The 21,083-nt window shown below is 71.3% G+C and carries 16 protein-coding genes and 1 riboswitch; of the genes, 8 read left to right on the forward strand and 8 right to left on the reverse strand.

The window, feature by feature from the left end:
* Positions 1 to 13 precede the first annotated feature (13 nt).
* Positions 14 to 2,818, reverse strand: a complete 2,805-nt coding sequence (locus ACSHXN_RS11925; protein WP_355129561.1) for a bifunctional acetate--CoA ligase family protein/GNAT family N-acetyltransferase — start codon at positions 2,816 to 2,818, stop codon at positions 14 to 16.
* A gap of 156 nt (positions 2,819 to 2,974) precedes the next feature.
* On the opposite strand from ACSHXN_RS11925, the gene ACSHXN_RS11930 reads away from it, so the two are divergent.
* Positions 2,975 to 3,256 carry an HPr family phosphocarrier protein gene (locus ACSHXN_RS11930; RefSeq protein ID WP_438303061.1) on the forward strand — a complete coding sequence of 94 codons (282 nt, stop codon included), beginning with the start codon at positions 2,975 to 2,977 and terminating at the stop codon, positions 3,254 to 3,256.
* A gap of 239 nt (positions 3,257 to 3,495) precedes the next feature.
* Here the strand turns inward: ACSHXN_RS11930 and ACSHXN_RS11935 are convergent, their stop codons facing one another.
* The 4 genes from ACSHXN_RS11935 to ACSHXN_RS11950 form a co-directional block, all read right to left on the reverse strand.
* On the reverse strand, positions 3,496 to 4,182 hold the full coding sequence (locus ACSHXN_RS11935) for a GntR family transcriptional regulator (RefSeq protein ID WP_438303062.1): 687 nt from the start codon (positions 4,180 to 4,182) through the stop codon (positions 3,496 to 3,498).
* Between the two features lie 201 nt (positions 4,183 to 4,383).
* On the reverse strand, positions 4,384 to 5,136 hold the full coding sequence (locus tag ACSHXN_RS11940) for a M23 family metallopeptidase (protein WP_355129566.1): 753 nt from the start codon (positions 5,134 to 5,136) through the stop codon (positions 4,384 to 4,386).
* A 13-nt stretch (positions 5,137 to 5,149) separates the two neighbouring features.
* A riboswitch (cyclic di-AMP (ydaO/yuaA leader) is annotated at positions 5,150 to 5,361 on the reverse strand.
* Positions 5,362 to 5,629: 268 nt separating this feature from the next.
* Complete coding sequence (locus tag ACSHXN_RS11945; protein WP_438303064.1) at positions 5,630 to 7,018, reverse strand: M16 family metallopeptidase; 1,389 nt, start codon at positions 7,016 to 7,018, stop codon at positions 5,630 to 5,632.
* On the reverse strand, positions 7,015 to 8,367 hold the full coding sequence (locus tag ACSHXN_RS11950) for a M16 family metallopeptidase (protein WP_355129570.1): 1,353 nt from the start codon (positions 8,365 to 8,367) through the stop codon (positions 7,015 to 7,017). The genes ACSHXN_RS11945 and ACSHXN_RS11950 overlap by 4 nt, the downstream gene beginning before the upstream one ends.
* Before the next feature lie 334 nt (positions 8,368 to 8,701).
* On the opposite strand from ACSHXN_RS11950, the gene ACSHXN_RS11955 reads away from it, so the two are divergent.
* Positions 8,702 to 11,158 carry a DNA gyrase/topoisomerase IV subunit A gene (locus ACSHXN_RS11955; RefSeq protein ID WP_355129572.1) on the forward strand — a complete coding sequence of 819 codons (2,457 nt, stop codon included), beginning with the start codon at positions 8,702 to 8,704 and terminating at the stop codon, positions 11,156 to 11,158.
* A gap of 1 nt (position 11,159) precedes the next feature.
* On the opposite strand, the gene ACSHXN_RS11960 is transcribed toward ACSHXN_RS11955, so the two are convergent.
* Entirely contained in the window at positions 11,160 to 12,248 is a 1,089-nt protein-coding gene (locus tag ACSHXN_RS11960; RefSeq protein WP_438303067.1) for a CobW family GTP-binding protein, read from the reverse strand.
* 367 nt (positions 12,249 to 12,615) lie between these two features.
* Here ACSHXN_RS11960 and ACSHXN_RS11965 point away from each other — a divergent pair, with 367 nt between their 5' ends.
* Together ACSHXN_RS11965 and ACSHXN_RS11970 are read left to right on the forward strand one after the other, a co-directional pair.
* Positions 12,616 to 13,140 carry a DUF6082 family protein gene (locus ACSHXN_RS11965; protein ID WP_355129576.1) on the forward strand — a complete coding sequence of 175 codons (525 nt, stop codon included), beginning with the start codon at positions 12,616 to 12,618 and terminating at the stop codon, positions 13,138 to 13,140.
* Positions 13,141 to 13,268: 128 nt separating this feature from the next.
* Entirely contained in the window at positions 13,269 to 13,505 is a 237-nt protein-coding gene (locus ACSHXN_RS11970; RefSeq protein WP_355129578.1) for a hypothetical protein, read from the forward strand.
* A 256-nt stretch (positions 13,506 to 13,761) separates the two neighbouring features.
* Here the strand turns inward: ACSHXN_RS11970 and ACSHXN_RS11975 are convergent, their stop codons facing one another.
* Positions 13,762 to 14,928 (reverse strand): citrate synthase/methylcitrate synthase, encoded by a 1,167-nt coding sequence (locus tag ACSHXN_RS11975; RefSeq protein ID WP_356112610.1) that lies wholly within the window; start codon positions 14,926 to 14,928, stop codon positions 13,762 to 13,764.
* A 96-nt stretch (positions 14,929 to 15,024) separates the two neighbouring features.
* On the opposite strand from ACSHXN_RS11975, the gene ACSHXN_RS11980 reads away from it, so the two are divergent.
* The 4 genes from ACSHXN_RS11980 to ACSHXN_RS11995 all read left to right on the forward strand — a co-directional run bounded on the left by ACSHXN_RS11980 (position 15,025) and on the right by ACSHXN_RS11995 (position 19,937).
* A complete protein-coding gene (locus ACSHXN_RS11980; protein ID WP_438303069.1) occupies positions 15,025 to 16,281 on the forward strand; it encodes a citrate synthase in 1,257 nt (418 codons plus the stop codon).
* Between the two features lie 173 nt (positions 16,282 to 16,454).
* Positions 16,455 to 17,405, forward strand: a complete 951-nt coding sequence (locus tag ACSHXN_RS11985) for a sucrase ferredoxin (protein ID WP_438303070.1) — start codon at positions 16,455 to 16,457, stop codon at positions 17,403 to 17,405.
* Between the two features lie 112 nt (positions 17,406 to 17,517).
* Entirely contained in the window at positions 17,518 to 19,251 is a 1,734-nt protein-coding gene (locus tag ACSHXN_RS11990) for a sensor histidine kinase (protein WP_355129586.1), read from the forward strand.
* A complete protein-coding gene (locus tag ACSHXN_RS11995) occupies positions 19,248 to 19,937 on the forward strand; it encodes a response regulator (RefSeq protein ID WP_355129588.1) in 690 nt (229 codons plus the stop codon). The genes ACSHXN_RS11990 and ACSHXN_RS11995 overlap by 4 nt, the downstream gene beginning before the upstream one ends.
* A 16-nt stretch (positions 19,938 to 19,953) precedes the next feature.
* Here ACSHXN_RS11995 and ACSHXN_RS12000 read toward each other — a convergent pair whose 3' ends face one another.
* Positions 19,954 to 21,015 carry an ABC transporter substrate-binding protein gene (locus ACSHXN_RS12000; RefSeq protein WP_356292170.1) on the reverse strand — a complete coding sequence of 354 codons (1,062 nt, stop codon included), beginning with the start codon at positions 21,013 to 21,015 and terminating at the stop codon, positions 19,954 to 19,956.
* Between the last annotated feature and the right edge of the window lie 68 nt (positions 21,016 to 21,083).

Raw genomic sequence — 21,083 nt, forward strand, 5'->3', positions numbered from 1 at the left:
CGCTTGTCGCCGCTCAGTACACCGGCAGCGTCCTCGGGCCGAGGTCGTCGCGGGCGGGCGGCGGCGCGAGCCGCACGGTGGCACCGAGCACGCTCAGACCGTGCGGGGCGACCACGACCGGTTCCAGGGTGACGGCGACGACCTCCGGATGGTCGTCGACCAGCCTCGACACGCGCAGCATCAGCTCCTCGAGGGCGGGCGTGTCCACGGGGGCGGAACCGCGCCAGCCGAACAGGAGGGGGGCCGTCCGGATCGACCGCACCTGGGAGGCGGCGTCGCGGTCCGTGACCGGGATCAGCCGGTGCGCGGTGTCGCCGAGGAGCTGCGAGGCGGCCCCGGCGAGTCCGAACGAGAGCACGGCACCGGCCGCCGGGTCGATGACGGCCTGTACGAAGGTGTCGACGCCGCGTGGCGCCATGCCCTGGACCACCGGCCTCAGCTCCTGCGGCCGGCCGAACAGCTCGGTCAACTCGGTGTAGGCCCGCCGCAGTTGCTCCTCGTCGGCGAGGTCGAGACGAACACCGCCCAGATCGGCGCGGTGTCGCAGATGCGGGGCGGTGGCCTTGAGGGCCACCGGGTAGCCGATCTCGCCGGCGGCCGCCACGGCGGCCTCGGGCGTGGCCGCGGGCAGCGCCCTGCGCACATGTACGCCGTACCGCGTGAGCAGGTCGCAGGTCTCGTCGGTGCCGAGCGTCAGTCCCTCCCCGCGGGCGAGCAGCCCGTGGATCAGCTCGGCGGCGCCCTTCTCGTCCACGTCGTCGTACTCGGGCACCTTGCCCGGGTCGGTGGCCTCGCGCCGCCACCGGGCGTACTTGACGGCCTCGGCGAGAGCCCGGACGGCACGCTCGGCGGCGGGATAGGCGGGAATGAGGCGGGCCTCCTCCGGAGCCTGCGCCGCGGCGCGGGGCGGATCCGCCGGAGGCGGGAGGTCGCCGCGCTGCGCCTGGGGTGACGTGCTCGTCGCCGCGGACAGCGCCTCCGCCATCCCGCCCAGCTCCACGTGCACCACGAGCACCGGCTTGGCGGGGGCCGCGGCCGCCGCGGAACGCAGCGCCTGGGCCAGGGCTGCGTCGTCGGGCGAGGACTCGCCGACCGCCGGGATCACGGTCACCACGACGGCGTCGCAGGCGTCGTCGGCCAGTGCCGCGGCCAGCGCCCGGTGGAAGTCCTCGGCCGAGGCGGCCGTCGTCAGGTCGAGCGGTGGCAAGGGGCGCAGCCCCTCGGCCAGACAGGCGTCGTAGGTCAGCAGTCCCAGCGACTCGGAGTTGCCGACGATCGCCACCCGCGGCCCACCGGGCAGCGGCTGCCTGGCCAGCAAAAGCCCCGCGTCCACCAGTTCCGTGATGGTGTCCACCCGGATGACGCCGGCCTGCCGCAGCAGCGCGGACACCGTGGCGTGCGGCAGGCGCGTGGCCCGTACGGCGTGCCCCTGGGGAGCGCCGCCGTGCCGCGCGCCCTGCACCACGACCAGTGGCTTGGCCGCGGCCGTGCGGCGCGCCAGCCGGTTGAACTTGCGCGGGTTGCCGATGGTCTCCAGGTACATCAGGGCGACGTCGGTGTCCGGGTCCTCGTACCAGTACTGGAGGACGTCGTTGCCGGACACGTCAGCACGGTTCCCGGAGGAGACGAAGGTCGACACCCCGGTGACCCCCGTGACGCCTCCGCCGCGCCGGTGCAGCCGTGAGAGCAGGGCGATCCCGATGGCGCCGGACTGCGCGAACAGGCCTATGCGCCCCGGACGCGGCATCTCGGGTGCGAGGGAGGCGTTCAGCCGGACCCCGGGTGCGGTGTTGATGATCCCGAAGGTGTTCGGCCCGATGATCCGCATGCCGTACGAGCGCGCCTGCCGCACCAGCTCCCGCTGCCGCTCGCGCCCGTCGGGGCCGCTCTCGGCGTAACCCGCGGAGATGACCACGAGCCCCTGGACCCCGTGCTCACCGCACTCGGCGACGACCTCGGGGACATGTTCGGCGGGGACCGCGACGACGGCGAGGTCGACCGGCTGGGCGATGTCCCGTACGGAGCGGTGGGCGGGCACCCCGTCGAGTTCCTTTTGGTCCTCGGGCAGCGCCTTGTTCACCGCGTACAGGCGGCCGGTGAACCCGCCGTCCCGGAGGTTGTCCAGGACGCCGCGGCCCACTCCCCCGGGCGCACGGCCGGTGCCGATCACGGCGACCGAGCCGGGCGCGAGGAGCCGCTGCACGGAGCGGGCCTCGGCCCGCTGCTCCCGGGCACGCTGCACCGCGAGCGACCGGTCGGTGGGCTCCAGGTCGAATTCCAGGCGTACGACGCCGTCCTCGAAGCTGCGCTTCTGCCGGTACCCGGCGTCCGTGAACACCTTGATCATCTTGTTGTTGGCCGGCAGTACCTCGGCGGCGAACCTGCGGATGCCGCGCTCCCGGGCCACCGCGGCGATGTGCTCCAGGAGGGCCGACGCCACGCCGCGCCCCTGGTGGGCGTCCTGCACCAGAAAGGCGACCTCGGCCTCGTCCGCGGGTGAGGACGCGGGCATCCCGCCGACGCCAATGCGGTCATACCGTACAGTTGCAATGAATTCGCCGCCGATCGTCGCGGCGAGTCCCACCCGGTCCACGAAGTCGTGGTGCGTGAAGCGGTGGACGTCCTTGGCGGACAGACGCGGATACGGCGCGAAGAAGCGGTAGTACTTCGACTCGTCCGAGACCTGCTCGTAGAAGCTCACGAGGCGCTCGGCGTCATCGACGGTGATGGGCCTGATGCGCGCGGTGCCGCCGTCGCGCAGCACCACGTCGGCCTCCCAGTGGGCGGGGTAGTCGTGCCGATCCGACGCGGTCTGCATGCGCCCCAGACTAAGGCTCGCATCGGACAGGGGCGCGAGGCAGGCTGAGGGGAACCGAGCCGGGCCCGGCGGGATGGACCGCCGCCCCTTCCTGGGCGCGCTTCACCTGTGGAACACTGGTCTAGACAACCTGAAACACCTGAAGGGCAGCATCACATGGCTGAGCGCCGCGTCAACGTCGGCTGGGCCGAGGGTCTCCACGCCCGCCCCGCCTCCATCTTCGTCCGGGCAGCCACGGCCTCCGGGATCCCCGTGACCATCGCCAAGGCGGGCAGCGACCCGGTCAACGCCAGGTCCATGCTGGCCGTCCTCGGCCTCGGCGCCCAGGGCGGCGAGGAGATCGTCCTCGCCTCCGACGCGGAAGGCGCCGACGCCGCACTGAACCGCCTGGCCAAGCTGGTCGCGGAGGGTCTCGAGGAGCTTCCCGAGACCGTCTGACCCTTCGGGTACCACCACGCGGCGGAGCCGCTTCCGCCATGCGGGCGGACGCGGCTCCGCGCTTTTCCGGCCGTCGAGGGCGACCCGCTCCGCGTCCGCGCGGGAATTCCGGAACCCATGGAAAAGAGCTCGGCACGGCACACGAAAATCGTACGCACCGGTTTTCCTGCGCACGCGGGAACAAGGGCAGCGGAAATTAAGTCCCGCCCCGATATCCCTCTTTGTATACGGTGCCCGTGTTAATGCCGTAGCCCTGACATGTTTACGGCATGTTGCGAGGTCCTCACACCGCCCGCGGACCCGGGAAGGCGCAGCCGGTGCGCGGCGGTCACACGCTCGGTGTGCACGGCCATGGCGGCCCGCGCCCGCTCGCCGTCCCCGCGTGCGACGGCGTCCACGATGCCGCCGTGCTCCGCCCAGGACTCCACGGGGCTGAGCGGCGCCTCGACCGTGTACATCCAGGCGATCTTGTGCCGCAACTGGGCGAGCGTGGACGTCAGCGCGGGGCTCCCGCAGGCCTGTGCGAGCGTCTCGTGGAACCAGCCGCCCAGGGAGCGCAGATCCTCGCTGCCGCCCGTCCTGGCCCGATCCTGGCCCAGCCTGACCAGACCGCGCAGCACCTTGAGATGGGCTTCGGTGCGCCGCTGGGCGGCGCGCGCGGCGCCGAGCGGCTCGAGCAGCATCCGCATGTCCAGCAGATCCGCGCCCTCCTGCTCGGTGGGCTCCGCCACGCACGCGCCCGCGTGTCTGCGGGTGACGACGAAGCCCTCGGCCTCCAGTGTCCGCAGCGCCTCCCGCACGGGGACGCGGGAGACTCCGTACCGGCGCGCGAGAAGCTCCTCGGTGAGCCGGCTGCCGCGCTCGTGGACACCGGAGACGATGTCGTCACGGATCGCCGTGCATACCGAGTGCGCCGGAATACGCATGTCCGACCTCCGCCTTAATCACCGCGAAACGTCGTCGGCTGACGTGTGTTCAACCGACTCTATTGCAGTGCTTCGCCATTTCCGACGGCGGGCCGGAATCCATGGATATTTTTTGGACAGACGGCCGTTCGAAACGGGGGCGGCCCCGGCTCGGGAGCCGGGGCCGCCCCCGTTTCGAATGCGCCTCTCGGAGGTGGATCGTCAGACGTTCACGCCGTGAGCGCGCAGATACGCGACGGGGTCCATGTCCGAGCCGTACTCCGGGGACGTGCGGGCCTCGAAGTGGAGATGCGGCCCGGTGACGTTGCCGGTGGCCCCGGAGAGGGCTATCTGCTGGCCGGGAGTGACCCGCTGACCCGCGGAGACCCCGATGGACGACAGGTGGCCGTACTGCGTGTAGGTGCCGTCGTTCATCCTGATGACGATCTGGTTGCCGTACGCACCGCCCCAGCCCGTCTCGACGACCGTGCCGGAGCCGACCGCGTGCACGGGCGTGCCACTGGCGGCATGGAAGTCGATGCCGGTGTGCGAACCGCTGGACCACAGGGAGCCGCCGGTCTTGTACCCGGTGGAGACGTAGGAGTGGAAGATCGGCGCCACGAAGGCGTTCAGGCGACGGCGCTCGGCCTCACGGGCGGCGCGCACCTTGGCCGCACGCTCCTGTGCCGCCTTCTGCGCGGCACGCTTGCGGGCGGCCTCCTCGGCCTTCTTCAGCTCGGCGGCCTGCCTCTGGGCGGCGGCCTGGGCGTCGATCTTCGCGGCGACCTCGTCGCCCATGCTGACGGCCCGGATCAGTCCGGTCTGCTCGACAGGGGTGCCGGCGGCGAACGCCGGAGCTGCCAGGGCACCGATGACGCCGGTGGTGGTGAGCGCGGCGACGCCCACGGCGTTCGTGGTCGTGCGCTTCACGCGGCTCGGACGGCGGTGTTTCCCGGTGGCGCAGGTGAACGCCATGTGTGTGGCTGGTCCTTTCCTTCCCTCTCGCCTACCGGGTTAGCTGACGGGTTCGGAGCAGGAAGGTCTCCTACGGGCTTCACGCCCGATTCACCCCAGGGATCGGGCCCGCTGGCGGCCGCAGGGACGGCGGCAGCGGGCCCCTCCGGCCACGAAGGCGGCGCAGGAGGGTGGGTCCCCGGCTCCCCTGGCTCGCGCCGTACGGGGACTCGGCGATGGCTGTCCGGTGCCGCGGATGCGGCGCGGTGCCTGACGGACAGCCCGGATGACGCTAAGAGGGCCCTGTTTCGATCGCCAAACCGATCAGAGGGTTTGTAGCGCATCCCACAGGGCAGAGCCACCGTCTCTATGGCAATACGGACAAAGTCCAAGAGGCAGGGCCCCGGTGACCGACATCACCGGGGCCCGCACCGAAGCCGCGCCCGATGGGCACGGCCGCTTCGACGGCTTCCCGCGCGCACGGACTTCGGTCCTGCGGACGCGGGGCGTCGGTCTACTCGGCCGCCACCACGCTCACTTCGCCGATCCCGAGCGCCTTGACGGGTTCCTCGATCTGCGCGGCGTCGCCCACCAGGACGGTCACCAGCCGGTTCACCGGGAAGGCGTTCACGACGGCGGCCGTGGCCTCCACCGTGCCCGTCCCGGCGAGCGCCTGATACAGCGTCGCCTGGTAGTCGTCCGGAAGGTGCTGCTCGACCTGGTCGGCGAGCGAGCTCGCGACGGCGGCCGCGGTCTCGAACTTGAGCGGTGCCACTCCCACCAGGTTCTGCACGGCGACATCGCGCTCCGCGTCGGTCAGACCCTCTGCGGCGAGCGTGCGGAGCACCTTCCAGAGGTCGTCGAGCGCCGGTCCCGTGTTCGGCGTGTCGACGGAGCCGCTGATGGCGAGCATCGCCGCACCCGTGCCGTCCGGCGCGGACCGCAGCACCTGGCCGAACGCGCGCACTCCGTAGGTGTAGCCCTTCTCCTCGCGCAGGACCCGGTCCAGGCGGGAGGTCAGGGTGCCGCCGAGGCAGTACGTGCCGAGCACCTGGGCGGGCCACACCCGGTCGTGGCGGTCGGCGCCGATGCGGCCGATCAGCAGCTGCGTCTGAACGGCTCCGGGGCGGTCCACGATGATCACGCGGCCGGTGTCGTCGGCCGTCACCGGGGGGACGGGGCGGGGTGCGCCCGGCGAGCCCGTCCAGGCGCCGAGCGTCTCGCCGAGGAGCTCGTCGAGGTCGATGCCGGTCAGATCGCCGACCACGACGGCGGTGGCCGTCGCCGGGCGCACATGGCGCTCGTAGAAGGCGCGGACCGCGGCGGAGTCGATGTCCTCGACCGTCGCCTCGGTGCCCTGGCGCGGACGCGACATGCGCGAGGAGGCCGGGAACAGCTCCTTGGAGAGCTCCTTGGCGGCGCGGCGGGCCGGGTTGGCCATCTCGTGCGGGATCTCGTCGAGGCGGTTGCGCACCAGGCGCTCCACCTCGCCGTCCGCGAACGCCGACGCCCTCAGTGCGTCGGCGAGCAGTCCGAGCGCCTTGGCCAGGCGGGAGACCGGCACCTCGAGGGAGAGCCGGACGCCGGGGTGGTCGGCGTGCGAGTCGAGGGTGGCGCCGCAGCGCTCCAGCTCGGCGGCGAACCCCTCGGCGGAGTGCTTGTCGGTGCCCTCGGAGAAGGCGCGCGCCATGATCGTGGCGACGCCGTCGAGACCGGCGGGCTCGGCGTCCAGCGGCGCGTCGAGGAGTACCTCGACGGCGACCACCTGCTGGCCGGGACGGTGGCAGCGCAGCACGGTCAGGCCGTTGTCGAGCGTCGCACGCTCGGGCGCCGGGAACGCCCAGGGCTTGGCCTCGCCGGCCTGGGGCTGCGGGTGGAACTCCATGGTCGCAAGCTCGGTCACTTCGCCGACTCCTCGTTCTCGTCGGTGGTCGCGGCGGTCTCCGGGGCCTCGGCCGGCTCGTACACGAGCACCGCGCGGTTGTCGGGGCGCAGGCGGGCCTTGGCGACCTCCTGCACCTCCTCGGGCGTGATCTCGAGCACACGCCGGACGGCGGTCAGGGCGAGCTGCGGGTCACCGAACAGGACGGCGTACCGGCACAGTTCGTCGGCGCGGCCCGCGACCGTGCCGAGCCGGTCCAGCCACTCGCGCTCCAACTGGGCCTGGGCGCGCTCCATTTCCTCCGCCGTGGGGCCCTCCTCGGCGAACCGGGCGAGCTCCTCGTCGATCGCGGCCTCGATGACCGGCACCTCGACGTCGCCCGAGGTCTTCACGTCCAGCCAGCCCAGGGACGGCGCCCCGGCCAGCCGCAGCAGGCCGAACCCGGCAGCGACGGCGGTGCGGTCGCGCCGTACCAGCCGGTTGTAGAGGCGGGAGGACTCGCCGCCGCCGAGGACGGTGAGGGCCAGGTCCGCCGCGTCGCTGGTCCGCGTGCCGTCCTCCGGCAGCCGGTAGGCGGCCATCAGGGCGCGCGCCGGAACCTCCTCCTCGATCACCTCGCGCAGCTCCCGGCCCATGACGTCGGGCAGCGACCCGTCGCGCGGCTCGGGCTTGCCGTCGTGGGACGAGATGGACCCGAAGTACTTCTCGATCCAGGCGAGCGTCTGCTTGGGGTCGATGTCGCCGACGACGGACAGGACCGCGTTGTTGGGCGCGTAGTACGTGCGGAAGAAGGCGCGCGCGTCCTCCAGCGTGGCCGCGTCCAGATCCGCCATCGACCCGATGGGCGTGTGGTGGTAGGGGTGGCCCTCCGGGTAGGCGAGCGCCGTCAGCCGTTCGAAGGCGGTGCCGTAGGGGACGTTGTCGTAGCGCTGGCGGCGCTCGTTCTTCACGACGTCCCGCTGGTTCTCCATGGACTCGTCGTCGAGCGCGGCGAGCAGCGAGCCCATGCGGTCGGCCTCGAGCCAGAGGGCGAGCTCCAGCTGATGGGCCGGCATGGTCTCGAAGTAGTTCGTGCGCTCGAAGCTGGTGGTGCCGTTCAGCGACCCGCCGGCGCCCTGCACCAGCTCGAAGTGGCCGTTCCCCTTGACCTGGGCGGAGCCCTGGAACATCAGGTGCTCGAAGAGGTGGGCGAGACCGGTCCGGCCCGCGACCTCGTGGCGCGAGCCGACGTCGTACCAGAGGCACACCGCCGCGACCGGGGTCAGATGGTCCTCGGAGAGCACCACGCGCAGCCCGTTGGCCAGGCGGTGCTCGGTCGCTGTCAGGCCCCCGGAGCCTGCCTCGGCTGTGGCCGTGTGACCCATGGGCATGTACGTCCCTTCGCTCGCGGAAGCTGTCGCGGAAAACCGCCGTTTCCTGCCGGTGCTGTCACTGTATGCAAGCGCGCACGCAAGTGGACAAGTTCCCGGGCGGCGTACGCCCAGAGCGAGACCGTGATTACGGGAGGTGGACGACTGAACGCGCGGTTGACACGCTCGGCACCGGCACCGTGCGACCCCCGCGACGGCGTCGCCGTGACCTCCTTCGCCAGCGCCGGAAAGGCCTTGGGGACGGGTACTGGTCGGCGTTGTCACCGCGGCAGTCCACAATGGTCCGCGTCAGACACGTCCATGCCCAGCACAGACTGTGAAGGAGCCGGCAGCAATGGCCCGCCGCAGCACGAAGACCCCGCCGCCCGACGACGCGTACGAGGAGAAGATCCTCGACATCGACGTCGTGGACGAAATGCAGGGCTCCTTCCTGGAGTACGCGTACTCGGTCATCTACTCCCGGGCCCTGCCGGACGCGCGCGACGGCCTCAAGCCGGTGCACCGCCGGATCGTCTACCAGATGAACGAGATGGGCGTTCGCCCCGACCGCGGCTATGTGAAGTGCGCCCGTGTCGTCGGCGAGGTCATGGGTAAGCTGCACCCGCACGGCGACGCGTCGATCTACGACGCCCTGGTGCGCATGGCCCAGCCCTTCTCGATGCGCGTGCCCCTGGTCGACGGCCACGGCAACTTCGGCTCGCTCGGGAACGACGACCCGCCGGCGGCCATGCGGTACACCGAATGCCGCATGGCCGAGGCGACGGGCCTGATGACCGAGTCGATCGACGAGGACACGGTCGACTTCGTCCCCAACTACGACGGCCAGGAGCGGGAGCCCGAGGCCCTGCCGGCCGCCTTCCCGAACCTCCTGGTGAACGGCGCGTCGGGCATCGCGGTCGGTATGGCCACGAACATGCCGCCGCACAACCTCGGCGAGGTCATCGCGGCCGCCCGCCATCTGATCCGCCACCCGAACGCGGATCTCGACACCCTGATGAAGTACGTCCCCGGACCCGACCTGCCCACCGGCGGCCGGATCGTCGGCCTCGCCGGCGTCCGGGACGCCTACGAGACGGGCCGGGGCACCTTCAAGATCCGCGCCACGGTGTCGGTGGAGACCGTGACGGCCCGCCGCAAGGGCCTGGTCGTCACCGAGCTGCCCTTCACGGTCGGCCCGGAGAAGGTGATCGCCAAGATCAAGGACCTGGTCGGCTCGAAGAAGCTCCAGGGCATCGCCGACGTCAAGGACCTCACCGACCGTGAGCACGGCCTGCGCCTGGTGATCGAGATCAAGAACGGCTTCGTGCCGGAGGCGGTCCTGGAGCAGCTCTACAAGCTGACGCCGATGGAGGAGTCCTTCGGCATCAACAACGTCGCACTGGTCGACGGCCAGCCGCTCACCCTGGGCCTCAAGGAGCTGCTCGAGGTCTACCTCGACCACCGCTTCGACGTCGTCCGCCGGCGCTCGGAGTTCCGCCGCAGCAAGAGGCGCGACCGGCTCCACCTCGTCGAGGGTCTGCTCACGGCGCTGGTGGACATCGACGAGGTCATCCGCCTGATCCGGTCCAGCGACAACTCGGCGCAGGCCAAGGAGCGCCTGATGCGGCGCTTCTCGCTGAGCGAGGTCCAGACGCAGTACATCCTGGACACCCCGCTGCGCCGCCTCACCAAGTACGACCGCATCGAGCTGGAGGCGGAGAAGGACCGGCTCAACGCCGAGATCGCGGAGCTGACGCGGATCCTGGACTCGGACGCCGAGCTGCGCAAGCTGGTCTCCGCCGAACTGGCCACGGTGGCCAAGAAGTTCGGCACCGAGCGGCGCACGGTGCTGCTGGAGTCCTCCGGCACCCCGGCGCCCACGGTTCCGCTCCAGGTCGAGGATGCCCCGTGCCGGGTGCTGATGTCGTCGACGGGCCTGCTGGCCCGCACGGCGGACGGCGACCCGTTCGCGGAGGACACCGAGGACAAGCGCGCGAAGCACGACGTGATCGTCTCCGCCGTCCCGGCGACGGCCCGCGGGGAGGTCGGCGTGGTGACGTCCGGCGGGCGGCTGCTGCGGCTGAATGTGATCGACCTTCCGCAGCTGCCGGAGACGGCGGCGCGGCCGAGCCTGTCCGGAGGCGCTCCCGTCTCGGAGTTCGTCTCCCTGGAGGCGAACGAGACGGCGGTCTGCCTGACGACGCTGGACGAGTCCTCCCAGGGTCTCGCCATCGGCACGGCACAGGGAGTCGTCAAGCGTGTGGTCCCCGACTACCCGTCCAACAAGGAGGAGTTGGAGGTCATCACGCTCAAGGAGGGCGACCGCATCGTCGGCGCGGTCGAACTGCGCACGGGCGAGGAGGACCTGGTCTTCATCACGGACGACGCCCAGTTGCTGCGTTTCCCCGCCTCCCAGGTACGCGCCCAGGGCCGGCCTGCCGGCGGCATGGCGGGCATCAAGCTGACGGACGGCGCCAAGGTGATCTCCTTCACTGCCGTGGACCCGGCGGTGGACGCGGTCGTCTTCACGGTCGCCGGTTCGCGCGGGACGCTGGACGACTCGGTCCAGACCACCGCCAAGATGACGGCGTTCGATCAGTACCCGCGCAAGGGCCGCGCCACGGGCGGTGTGCGCTGCCAGCGGTTCCTGAAGGGCGAGGACTGCCTGTCCTTCGCCTGGGCCGGCCCGACGCCGGCCCGGGCCGCGCAGAAGAACGGCACACCGGCCGAGCTGCCGGAGCTCGACCCGCGACGCGACGGCTCGGGCGTGTCCCTGGCGAAGACGGTCGCGGCGGTGGCGGGACCGATGTGATTCAGTCCTCGAGGTCACCGGGGCTCGCGAGAGCCTCGGTCTCCTCGTCCCGGACGTAGCGGAGGACGCCCCACATGCCGTGCTCGTCGGTGTGTGGGGCGTCGTCCGTGCACCCCTGGAGCTCCTTGCGCAGAGCCGTGGTGTTGATGCCGGACCCGATGAGCACGAGCTGGGTGAGCCGCTCGGCACCGGCCTCCCACGCCTCCGGACGGAACCGCAGGAACCGCCCCACGGCATGCACCGCGTACCGGTTGCGCGGGTCGGCGGCGCCGAAGTCGACGTATCCCTTGATCCGGTAGAGGCCTTCCGGCCTGCTGTCGAGGAACTCCAGCAGCCGCCGCGGCTCCATGGGCACGTCGGAGCGGAAGGAGAGGCTGTCGTATCCGGCGTGCAGATGGGCGTGGTGAGCGCTCGCCTCACCGTGCTCGTGGTCGTGCCGGTGGAGGTCGTCGAACGACAGCTGCCCGATCCGCTCCTCGGCCGGCCGGCAGTCGAAGAGGAGCTCCGGGTCGATGCGCCCGTACGCGGCCGGGACGACGGCGGCGCGGTCGGTGAGGGACCGCACGGTCCCCAGGACCTGATCGCTGTCCTCGGCGCGATCCGTCTTGTTGACGACGACAAGATCGGCGAGGGCGAGATGGCGGTCCAGCTCGGGATGCCTCTCGCGGGTGGCGGCGAACTCCACCGCGTCGACGACCTCCACGAGCCCGCCGTAGACCACCCGTGGATGCTCGCTGGCCAGCACCATGCGGACCAGCTCCTGCGGTTCGGCGAGACCGCTCGCCTCGATCACGATGACGTCGATGCCGGCGGAGGTCCGGGCCAGACGGTCGAGGTAGACGTCGAGTTCACTGGCGTCCACGGCGCAGCAGAGGCAGCCGTTGCCGAGGGAGACCGTGGAGTCGCCGAGCGCCCCCGCGACGGCCATGGCGTCGATCTCGATGTCCCCGAAGTCATTGACGACGGCGCCGATCCGGCTGCCTCCGCTGTGATGGAGGAGGTGGTTGAGCAGCGTGGTCTTGCCCGAACCCAGGAATCCGGCGAGGACCACGACCGGGATCTGCTGCGGACTCGGCGGCCGGCTCAACATACACCCCTTCTTCCACCCGTACGTGCGCCGGATCGCGTGCCGGCGGTGCACGAGGACGGCTCATGGACCGGCTCGCACCGGAAGGGGGGCCGCACTCGTACGTGGACTGAATGCCGAATCAGGATACGAGCGAGGGGAAACCCTGCGAAGTGAACGATTGTTAGCGGCGCTCGCGGGGCACACGTTTGGCATGGCGCCGGGAAACGCGACCCGCACTTCCCTCTGTGCGCCTCCTCTCCGCCTCCCCGCCGATCAGAGCCGCTCGGCACCCTGGGAGACGGCAAGCGCGCCGCCCATCGCTCGCCGGTCCCCTCCAGCAGACCCGCATCCGACGACCGGCGGACGGTCGCCTGATTCGGGGGTTGACATGACCACACAGAGGCACGGGACATGGGGGCCTGCCGCCGCCACCGCGGCAGGACTCGCGTTCGGGGCGGCGGCTCTCGCGTTCCTCAGCCGACAGCAGCGCAGGTCCGTCGAGCTGCAATTGCAGGTCGAGCAGCAACGTATGCACTTCCATCTGCTGAGCAAGGCCATCGACGATCCCGAGCTGGCGGCCGTCATGAGCACGGTCGACCTGAGCGGCCGACCGGCCACGGAGCAGCCCGGACTGCGGCGGCAGTATCTCTTCGCGAACGCGCTCTACTCCCACGCCCTGAAGAGCTACCTCGCCGGCTATGTCAACTGGCAGGAGCTGCACGGACACCTTCGAGTGCTCTGCCAGAACCCCATGATCCGGGACTACTGGGAAGCCACGCGACACCACCGCGACAGCCTCGACCACGCTTCGACCGAGGCTCGTGTGGGCCGGATGATGGACGGCATCGTGCAGGACCTCGAGGACGCCGACACGGACGAGTGGTGGGTGGTGGGCGAACCGCCCGCGGAGTAGCCCATTCGGAGTCAACACACGCCGGAATGAGTCCAGTTGGGCTAGTGGGGTGTTAACGCATCGGGAGCATCAAAAGGCTAACCTGACCACACCAGTACCACCTACTGCTCTGAGGACCGGGATCACCTTTGAAGATTGTGCGCCGGATCGGTGCATCTCCCCGTGAACGCGGCAGCGTGACAGGCGAGACCTGCCCCGACATCTTCGAACTGAGTGACGGCAACTTCGCCGTCATCGGGACCGAAGCCACCGCCAGGCTGGACAGCGAGCTGCCCGCCGACGCCGCACGGGCCGACTACGAACGCATCGTGATCATCAGCCGGGAGACCTTGGTCCGCGCCAAGGCCGAGATCCCGGACGCCTGAGCCTCCACCCCTTCAGCTCCACACTCGCATCGCCCCGCCGCACGCCATCTGCGCGCCCAGGGGCCGCACCCGGCCGAGCAGCACAACACCCGGTCCTCGCTTGGCGGCACGCGTCGTCAGGCCCGGCGCCAGATCGGCTCCGGGCCTCGCGCACAACCCGCGGCCCTGGCTCTCGAAAGGGCCCCGGTAGACCTCGACCGCGGCGCTCCCCCCACCCTCTCAGGTATGAGACCCTCCTCGGCGGTCGCCGCAGGCGTCACGCCACCGCCGGCACGGCGACCGGTGGTACCGGACCCACATACCGGGCCGCCGGGCGGATGATTTTCGGGTCCTGTGCCTGTTCCAGGATGTTGGCGCTCCAGCCGACCACTCGGGCCGTCGCGAACGTCGGTGTGAACATCTCGCGCGGGACACCGCAGAGTTCCATGACGACCCCGGCGTAGAACTCCACGTTCGTGTGCAGTTCGCGGCCGGGCTTCAGTTCGGCCAGGATCGCCTCCACATGGCGCTCGACCTCGATCGCGAAGTCCACCAGGCCGCCGCCGAACCGCTCCGCGACACCCCGCAGCATCCTCGAGCGCGGGTCCTCCGTGCGGTAGACCGGGTGCCCGAAGCCCATGATGCGCTCGCCGGCGAGGACGCGCGCACGGATCCAGGTGTCGATGCGGTCGGGGGTGCCGATCGCGTCGAGGGTGTCGAGGGCCCGGCTCGGCGCTCCGCCGTGAAGCGGTCCGGACAGCGCGCCGACGGCGCCGACCAGGGCCGCCGAGACATCCGCACCCGTCGAGGTGATCACCCTCGCGGTGAATGTTGATGCATTGAATCCATGGTCAATGGTTGAGATCAAGTACTGCTCGATCGCACGCGCATGCGCCTCGTCGGGCTCCGAACCCGTGAGCATGTAGAGGTAGTTGGCCGCGTACGGCAGGTCCTCCCGCGGTTCGACCGGCTGCAGCCCCCGGCCCAGCCGGTACAGCGCCGTCAGCAGCGTGGGCACGACTGCAGCCGCCGCCAGCGTGTCCTCGCGGCGCCTGTCCGCATCGATGTCGTACACCGGCCGGAACCCCTTCGAGGCGCCGAACAGGGAGAGCGCCGTGCGCAGACCCGACAGCGGGCCGGACCGGCCGCTCGCGGCCGCCACCGCGGGAAGCGCGGCCCGGACGTCGTCGGGAAGGCGGCGCAGACCCGCGGTCCTGGCGGCGAACGCCGACCGCTGCGCCGGGTCCGGCAGCACGCCGTGGACCATCAGGTGCCAGACGTCCTCGAAGCCACGGGTCAGCGCCAGTTCGACGGCCGAGTACTCCCGGTAGTGGTAGAAGCCCTCGAGCCCCCGGACGTCACCCAGTTCGGTGTCGGTGACCACGACGCCCGCGAGCCCGCGCGGCACGTCGACGGGGGTGGACGCGGCACTGCTGATCGACATGTCTCCTCCTTGGAATTGACTCGACTGTCCATGCTTGACTCAATCCCTGTCAATATTGATTGAATCAATATGAGATCCATGGGTACGGTGGCAGCCATGAGGGATCAGGACACGGCTCGCGGGCACGACGGAACTCGGATCACCACCAGGGAGGCGGCCGAACTGCTCGGGGTGAAACCGGAGACCGTGTACGCCTATGTGAGCCGTGGCCAGCTCAGCAGCAGGCGGGAGCCCGGCGGCCGGGGCAGCACCTTCGACGCCGAGGAGGTCGCGGCGCTCGCCCGGCGCAACAGGCGGGAGCCGGCCGGAGGTTCACCCGCCGCCGGCGATCTCTCGGTCCGCACGTCCATCACCCTCATCGAGAAGGACCGGTACTTCTACCGTGGCGTCGACGCCACCGAGCTGGCCGACCGGCACTCCTACGAGGAGATCGCCGAGTGGCTGTGGACCGGGCGGCTGCGGCCCGGAATCATCTTCACCGCCCCGGAGGCCGCCGTCACCGTCGCCCGCCGCGCGGTGGCCGCGCTGCCCGAGCACACCGGCCCCACCGACCGGCTGCGGGTGGCGGCGATCGCGGCGGCCACCGCGGACCCGCTGCGCTTCGATCTGTCGCCGCAGGCCGTCCTCGGCGCCGCCCGCACCCTCATCCCCACCCTGGTCGCGGCCCTCCCCCCGCTGCGGCCCGACCACCGCGACGAGGGCCCGCTGGCGCGGCGCCTGTGGGGACGGCTCACCGGACGCGACCCCGACGAGACGTCAGTGCGCGCGCTGGACACTGCACTCGGGCTTCTCGTCGACCACGACCTGGCCGCCTCCACCCTCGCGGTCCGCGTCGCCGCGTCCGCCCGCGCACACGCGTACGCGGCCGTCTCCGCGGGCCTCGGCGTCCTGGAGGGCCCCCTGCACGGTGCGGCCGGCGGCCTGGCGCACCGCATGCTCCTCGACGTCCTGGACCGGGGCACCGCGGCACCCGTGGTCGCCGACGAGCTCCGCGCGGGGCGCCGGATCCCCGGCCTCGGGCACCGGCTGTATCCGGGCGAGGACCCGCGCGCGCGTGCCCTGTTCGCCGTCCTGGAGGAGCTGCCTGCCGCGGGACCGGCCCTGGCCGCCGCACGGGACATCGTCGCCACCACGGCCCGCCACGCGCCTCTGCACGCCAATGTCGACCTGGCCCTGGCCGTCCTCACGGTCGCCTCCGGCATGGACGCCACGGCGGGAGAGACCGTCTTCGCCGTCGCCCGCACGGCGGGCTGGATCGCCCACACCCTGGAGGAGTACGAGGAACGACCGCTGCGCATGCGCCCGAGCGGCCGCTATGCGGGAGCGCGACCGCCACAGCCGCTCCCCCGCTGAACGGGGCGCGCCACGACCGCCGCCGCGCACCGAGTGAGCCGGTGCGCGGTGGCGTCCGGCACGCTCCCCTGCGTGCTTCGCGCGCCTACTGCGCACCCCCGGTGCGCCTCGAATGCGCCCCTGTTCGCGGGGCTGGAAGTCACCGCCGCCGAAGTCAGGTTAGGCTCACCTCTGTGAGTACGTGCACGACCGCATCACGGGACCTCGACGAGCCTCTCGCAGGGACCGCGGCGACCGCGAGGACATGGCTGCTGCTGGAGCAGCCCGGCCCCTGGGGTCCCGAAGCGCTCACATCGAGCCACCTGGATCCTGAGCTCGGCCGCGCCCTCGAGGCGGCCGCGGAGGGCACAGGCGTGCGGATCGCACTCATCCGCCGCCCCGGCCGGCACGCCGACTGCGGCACGCCCGCCGCACGGCAGATCTATGCGGCCCACACCGTTCCGGGCACCATGTGGCTGCGCACCGCCACCACCTCCGAGCCGGAGCGGCTGCTCGACCTGGACCTCGCCGCACTGGGCCGCGGGGACTCCGGCACCTTCGACTCGGTCTTCCGGGCCGAACCCCACACAGGCGACCCGCTCGCGTTCGTCTGCACCAACGGCAAGCGGGACCGCTGCTGCGCCCTCCTCGGCCGCCCGCTGGCGACCGAGCTGACCACCTCCGGAGTCGAGGGGGTCTGGGAGGTCACTCATCTGGGTGGCCATCGCTTCTCCCCCACCCTGCTCGTACTTCCGTTCGGATACGCGTACGGACGCGCCCAGGCCCCGCACGTCAAGGAGATCCTCCAAGGGGTGCGCGACGGACGGGTCGTGGTGGAGGGATGCCGCGGCAGCTCCGCCTGGGAACGACCCGCACAGGCGGCGGAGCTCGCCGTGCGCACGGCGGCCCACGAGTACGCGGCGGACGCGTTGACCGTCGTCCGCACAGACGGGACCGCGCCACGCTGGGAGGTCACCGTCGCCCACACCGACGGCCGGCTGTGGCGCGTCCTGGCCGCGCAGGGGGCGTCCCTGCCACCACGCCCCGACAGCTGCGGCAGCCCGCTCGGTTCACCGGCCCGGATGGACGTCGTGTCGGTGCGCGAGTTGCTCACCACGGTGGCCGGCGACCCCGCGCACTGCTGAACTCCCGGGCGCCACGGAGAGGGACGGCCCTCACCGCCCCCGCGCACGCCCCTCGGGAGATGCGTGCCACATCTGCGGAGGCAATGCGCCCGCGCACCCGTACCGTCTACGCATGACCCCCTCTCGCCCTGCACGACGACTGCGCCTCGGACTGCCGCGGCGTATGTTCTCGCAGCTCCTGCTGACGCAGGTGGCGATCGCCGCGGGCGTCGCCGTGCTCGCCACCGGACTCTTCCTGGCCCCGCTCGGCCAGTTGCTGGACGACCAGGCGATGCACCAGGCCCTCGCGATCGCGCAGACCACCGCGGTCCAGCCGCAGATCGCCCGTGACCTGCAGTCGACGCTGCCGTCCCCGACCGGGCCCGTGCAGGCGGAGGCGGAGCACATCCGCAGGGCGAGCAAGGCCGAGTACGTCGTGGTGATGAACATGAGGGGGGTGCGCTGGTCGCACCCGGACATCACGCAGATCGGCCGGGTCGTGTCCACCGACCCGAGACAGGCCTTGGCCGGTGAGGAGGTCATGCAGATCGACAGCGGCACCCTCGGTCGCTCGGCCCGCGGCAAGGTGCCGCTGCGCGACGCACAGGGCAGGATCATCGGCGCGGTCTCCGTGGGCATCGAGTACAACAGCGTGCGGGCCAGGCTGCTCCACGCGATCCCCGGGCTGTTCGCCTACGCGGGCGCGGCCCTGGCCATCGGTGCCCTCGCCGCCTATCTGATCGCGCGCAGGGTCCAGCGGCAGACCCGCGACCTCGCCTTCTCCGACATCTCGGCGCTGCTCGCGGAGCGCGAGGCGATGCTGCACGGCATCAGGGAGGGCGTGGTCGCCCTGGACCGGGCCGGCCGGGTACGGCTCGTGAACGACGAGGCCCAGCGCCTGCTGGGCATCGGTGACGAGGTCGTCGGGCAGTCCCTCGACGAGGCGCTCGGCGAGGGCCGTACGACGGACGTCCTGGCCGGTCGCGTCGCCGGCACCGATCTGCTCACCGTGCGCGGTCACCGCGTCCTCGTCGCCAACCGCATGCCCACCGACGACGGGGGCGCCGTCGCCACCCTGCGCGACCGCACCGAGCTGGAACAGCTGGGCCGGGAGCTGGACTCCACCCGCGGTCTGATCGACGCACTGCGGGCGCAGGACCACGAGCACGCCAATCGGATGCACACGCTCCTGGGGCTGCTCGAACTGGAGATGTACGACGACGCCGTGGAGTTCGTCGACGAGGTGGTGGGCGACCACAGGACCACCGCGGAACAGGTCACCGAGAAGATCCACGATCCGCTGCTCGCCGCCTTGCTGGTGGGCAAGGCCACGGTCGCCGCCGAGCGCGGCGTGGCCCTGTGGATCGCGGACCGGACGCTGCTGCCGGACCGGCTGATCGACCCGAGAGGACTGGTCACGATCGTCGGCAACCTGGTCGACAACGCTCTTGACGCCGTGGCGGGCACCCGGCACGCACGCGTGGAGGTCGAACTGCGCGCAGAGGAGCGCACGGCGGTCCTCCGGGTCCGGGACACGGGACCCGGAATCCCCGCCGAACGACGGGAGTTGATCTTCACGGACGGATGGTCCACGAAGCAGCCGCCGTCCCACGGCAAGCGCGGCATCGGCCTCTCCCTGGTGCGCCGTCTCGCCGAACGCCATGGAGGCAGCGCCCGTGTGAGTGAGGCCCACGGCGGGGGCGCGGAGTTCACCGTCGTGCTGCCCGACGCCCTCGAAGCACCCGGCCGGGCGCCGGAGCCGCCCTGCGAAGACCCCCGGGACCGCGTCCCCGCCCAGGGAGCGCCGGCACAAGAGAACCTGGTCCCGGGGACGCCCGGTCACTTCCCCGGAGAGGAGTCACGATGACCCGGCCCATCGAGGTACTGGTCGTGGACGACGACGCCCGGGTCGCCCGGGTCAACGCCGCCTACGTCGACAAGGTGCCCGGCTTCCGTGTGACGGGCCGGGCGCACGATGCGGCGGGCGCCCTGCACCTGTTGGGGACTCCGCCGCGCCCCGACCTGATGCTGCTGGACCACTACCTGCCGGACGCCACGGGGCTCGATGTCGTCCGGGAGATGCGGCGACGCGGTCACGAGACGGACGTGATCATGGTGACGGCGGCCCGGGACGTCCGGACGGTGCAGGCGGCGATGCGACAGGGCGCACTCCAGTACCTGGTCAAGCCGTTCGCCTTCGCGGGGCTGCGCACCAGGCTGGAGGCGTACGCCGAACTGCGCCGCACGCTCGACGGCGGCGGTCGGGCGGAACAGGCCGAGGTCGACCGGATCTTCGGCGCCATGTCGGCCGGTACGGAACCGGGGCTGCCCAGGGGGCACTCCCCCACCACCGCGGATCTCGTGGGGCGGGCCCTGGTGAACGCCGGAGGGCCGCTGTCCGCCCAGGAGATCGCCGAGCGGACCGGGCTGAGCCGCCAGACCGCCCAGCGCTATCTGAAACTGCTGGAGCGCACGGGAAGGGCCACGTTGACCCTCAAATACGGCGACGCGGGCCGCCCGGAGCATCGCTACGTCTGGGCGGCCCGCGCCTGAGGCACGGCCGGTCGGCTCAGCCTGCGGCCTTCTCCACGAACTCCGTGGTGTACGTCTTGTCGAGATCGATGGTGGCGTTCTTGATGTTGGGGTTGAACGCCTTGAGGACCTTCTCGACCGTCTCGGGTCCGTTCTCCGGCATCACACCGTCCTTGGTGAACATCGGGAGCGTGCTCTTGATGGCGTCCGCGTAGAGCGTCTTGTCACCCTGGGAGTAGTCGGCCGGCATCTTCGCGGCGATCTCGTCGGCGGAGTGCGTGGACATCCACTTCAGGGTCTTGACGAAGGCGTTGACCAGCTTCTGGACGGTGGCCTTGTGGCCGTCGACCCACTCCGTCTGCATGTAGAGACTGGACGACGGGTACGGCCCGCCCAGCGCCTCCTGCGACCCCTGTGGGGTCCGCATGTCGACGAGCACCTTGCCGAGCTTCTTCTGGAGCACGGTGGCGACGGTCGGATCGGTGGTCATTCCGGCGTCGATGGAGCCCTTCTGGAGGGCGGAGACGAACGTGGGGCCGGCACCGACGGCGACCGGGCTGAACTCGCTGGTCTGCACACCGTTCTTGACCGCGAGGTACTTGGTGAGGAAGTCCGTCGAAGAGCCGAGGCCGGTGACTCCGAGCTTCTTGCCCTTGAAGTCCTTGGGCGACGTGATGTCCTTCGAGGCCTGGGCGGAAACGATCTCGACCTCTCCGGGCGCGTGCGAGAACTGCACCACGGACTCGACGTGCTTGCCCTTGGTCTGCAGATCGAGGGTGTGGTCGTAGAAGCCGACGGCACCCTGGACCTGCCCGGAGACCAGCGCGGTCTCGGCCTGCACGCCGGCGGGCTCGCTCAGCAGTTCCACGTCGAGGCCCTCGGCGTCGAAGTAGCCGAGCCGCTGGGTGAGCATCGCGGGCATGTAGATGACCTTGTCCAGGCCACCGACCATGATCTTGACCTTCTCGCCCTTTCCGTCGCCCTTGCCACCGGATCCGGACGCTGCGGTGGACGCCGCGTCATTGGCGCAGGCGGTGAGCGAGGTGGCGGCGAGCAGACCGGCCGCGGCGAGGCAGGCGATTCTGGCGGACTTGCGCATGACGGTTCACGTCCTTGTGAGATGGCGGTGCGGGAAGAGGAGGTGCGTGGGGGCGGCGGCCGCCCTCG

The organism is Streptomyces sp. HUAS TT11 (genome assembly GCF_051553595.1).
GTDB lineage: Bacteria > Actinomycetota > Actinomycetes > Streptomycetales > Streptomycetaceae > Streptomyces.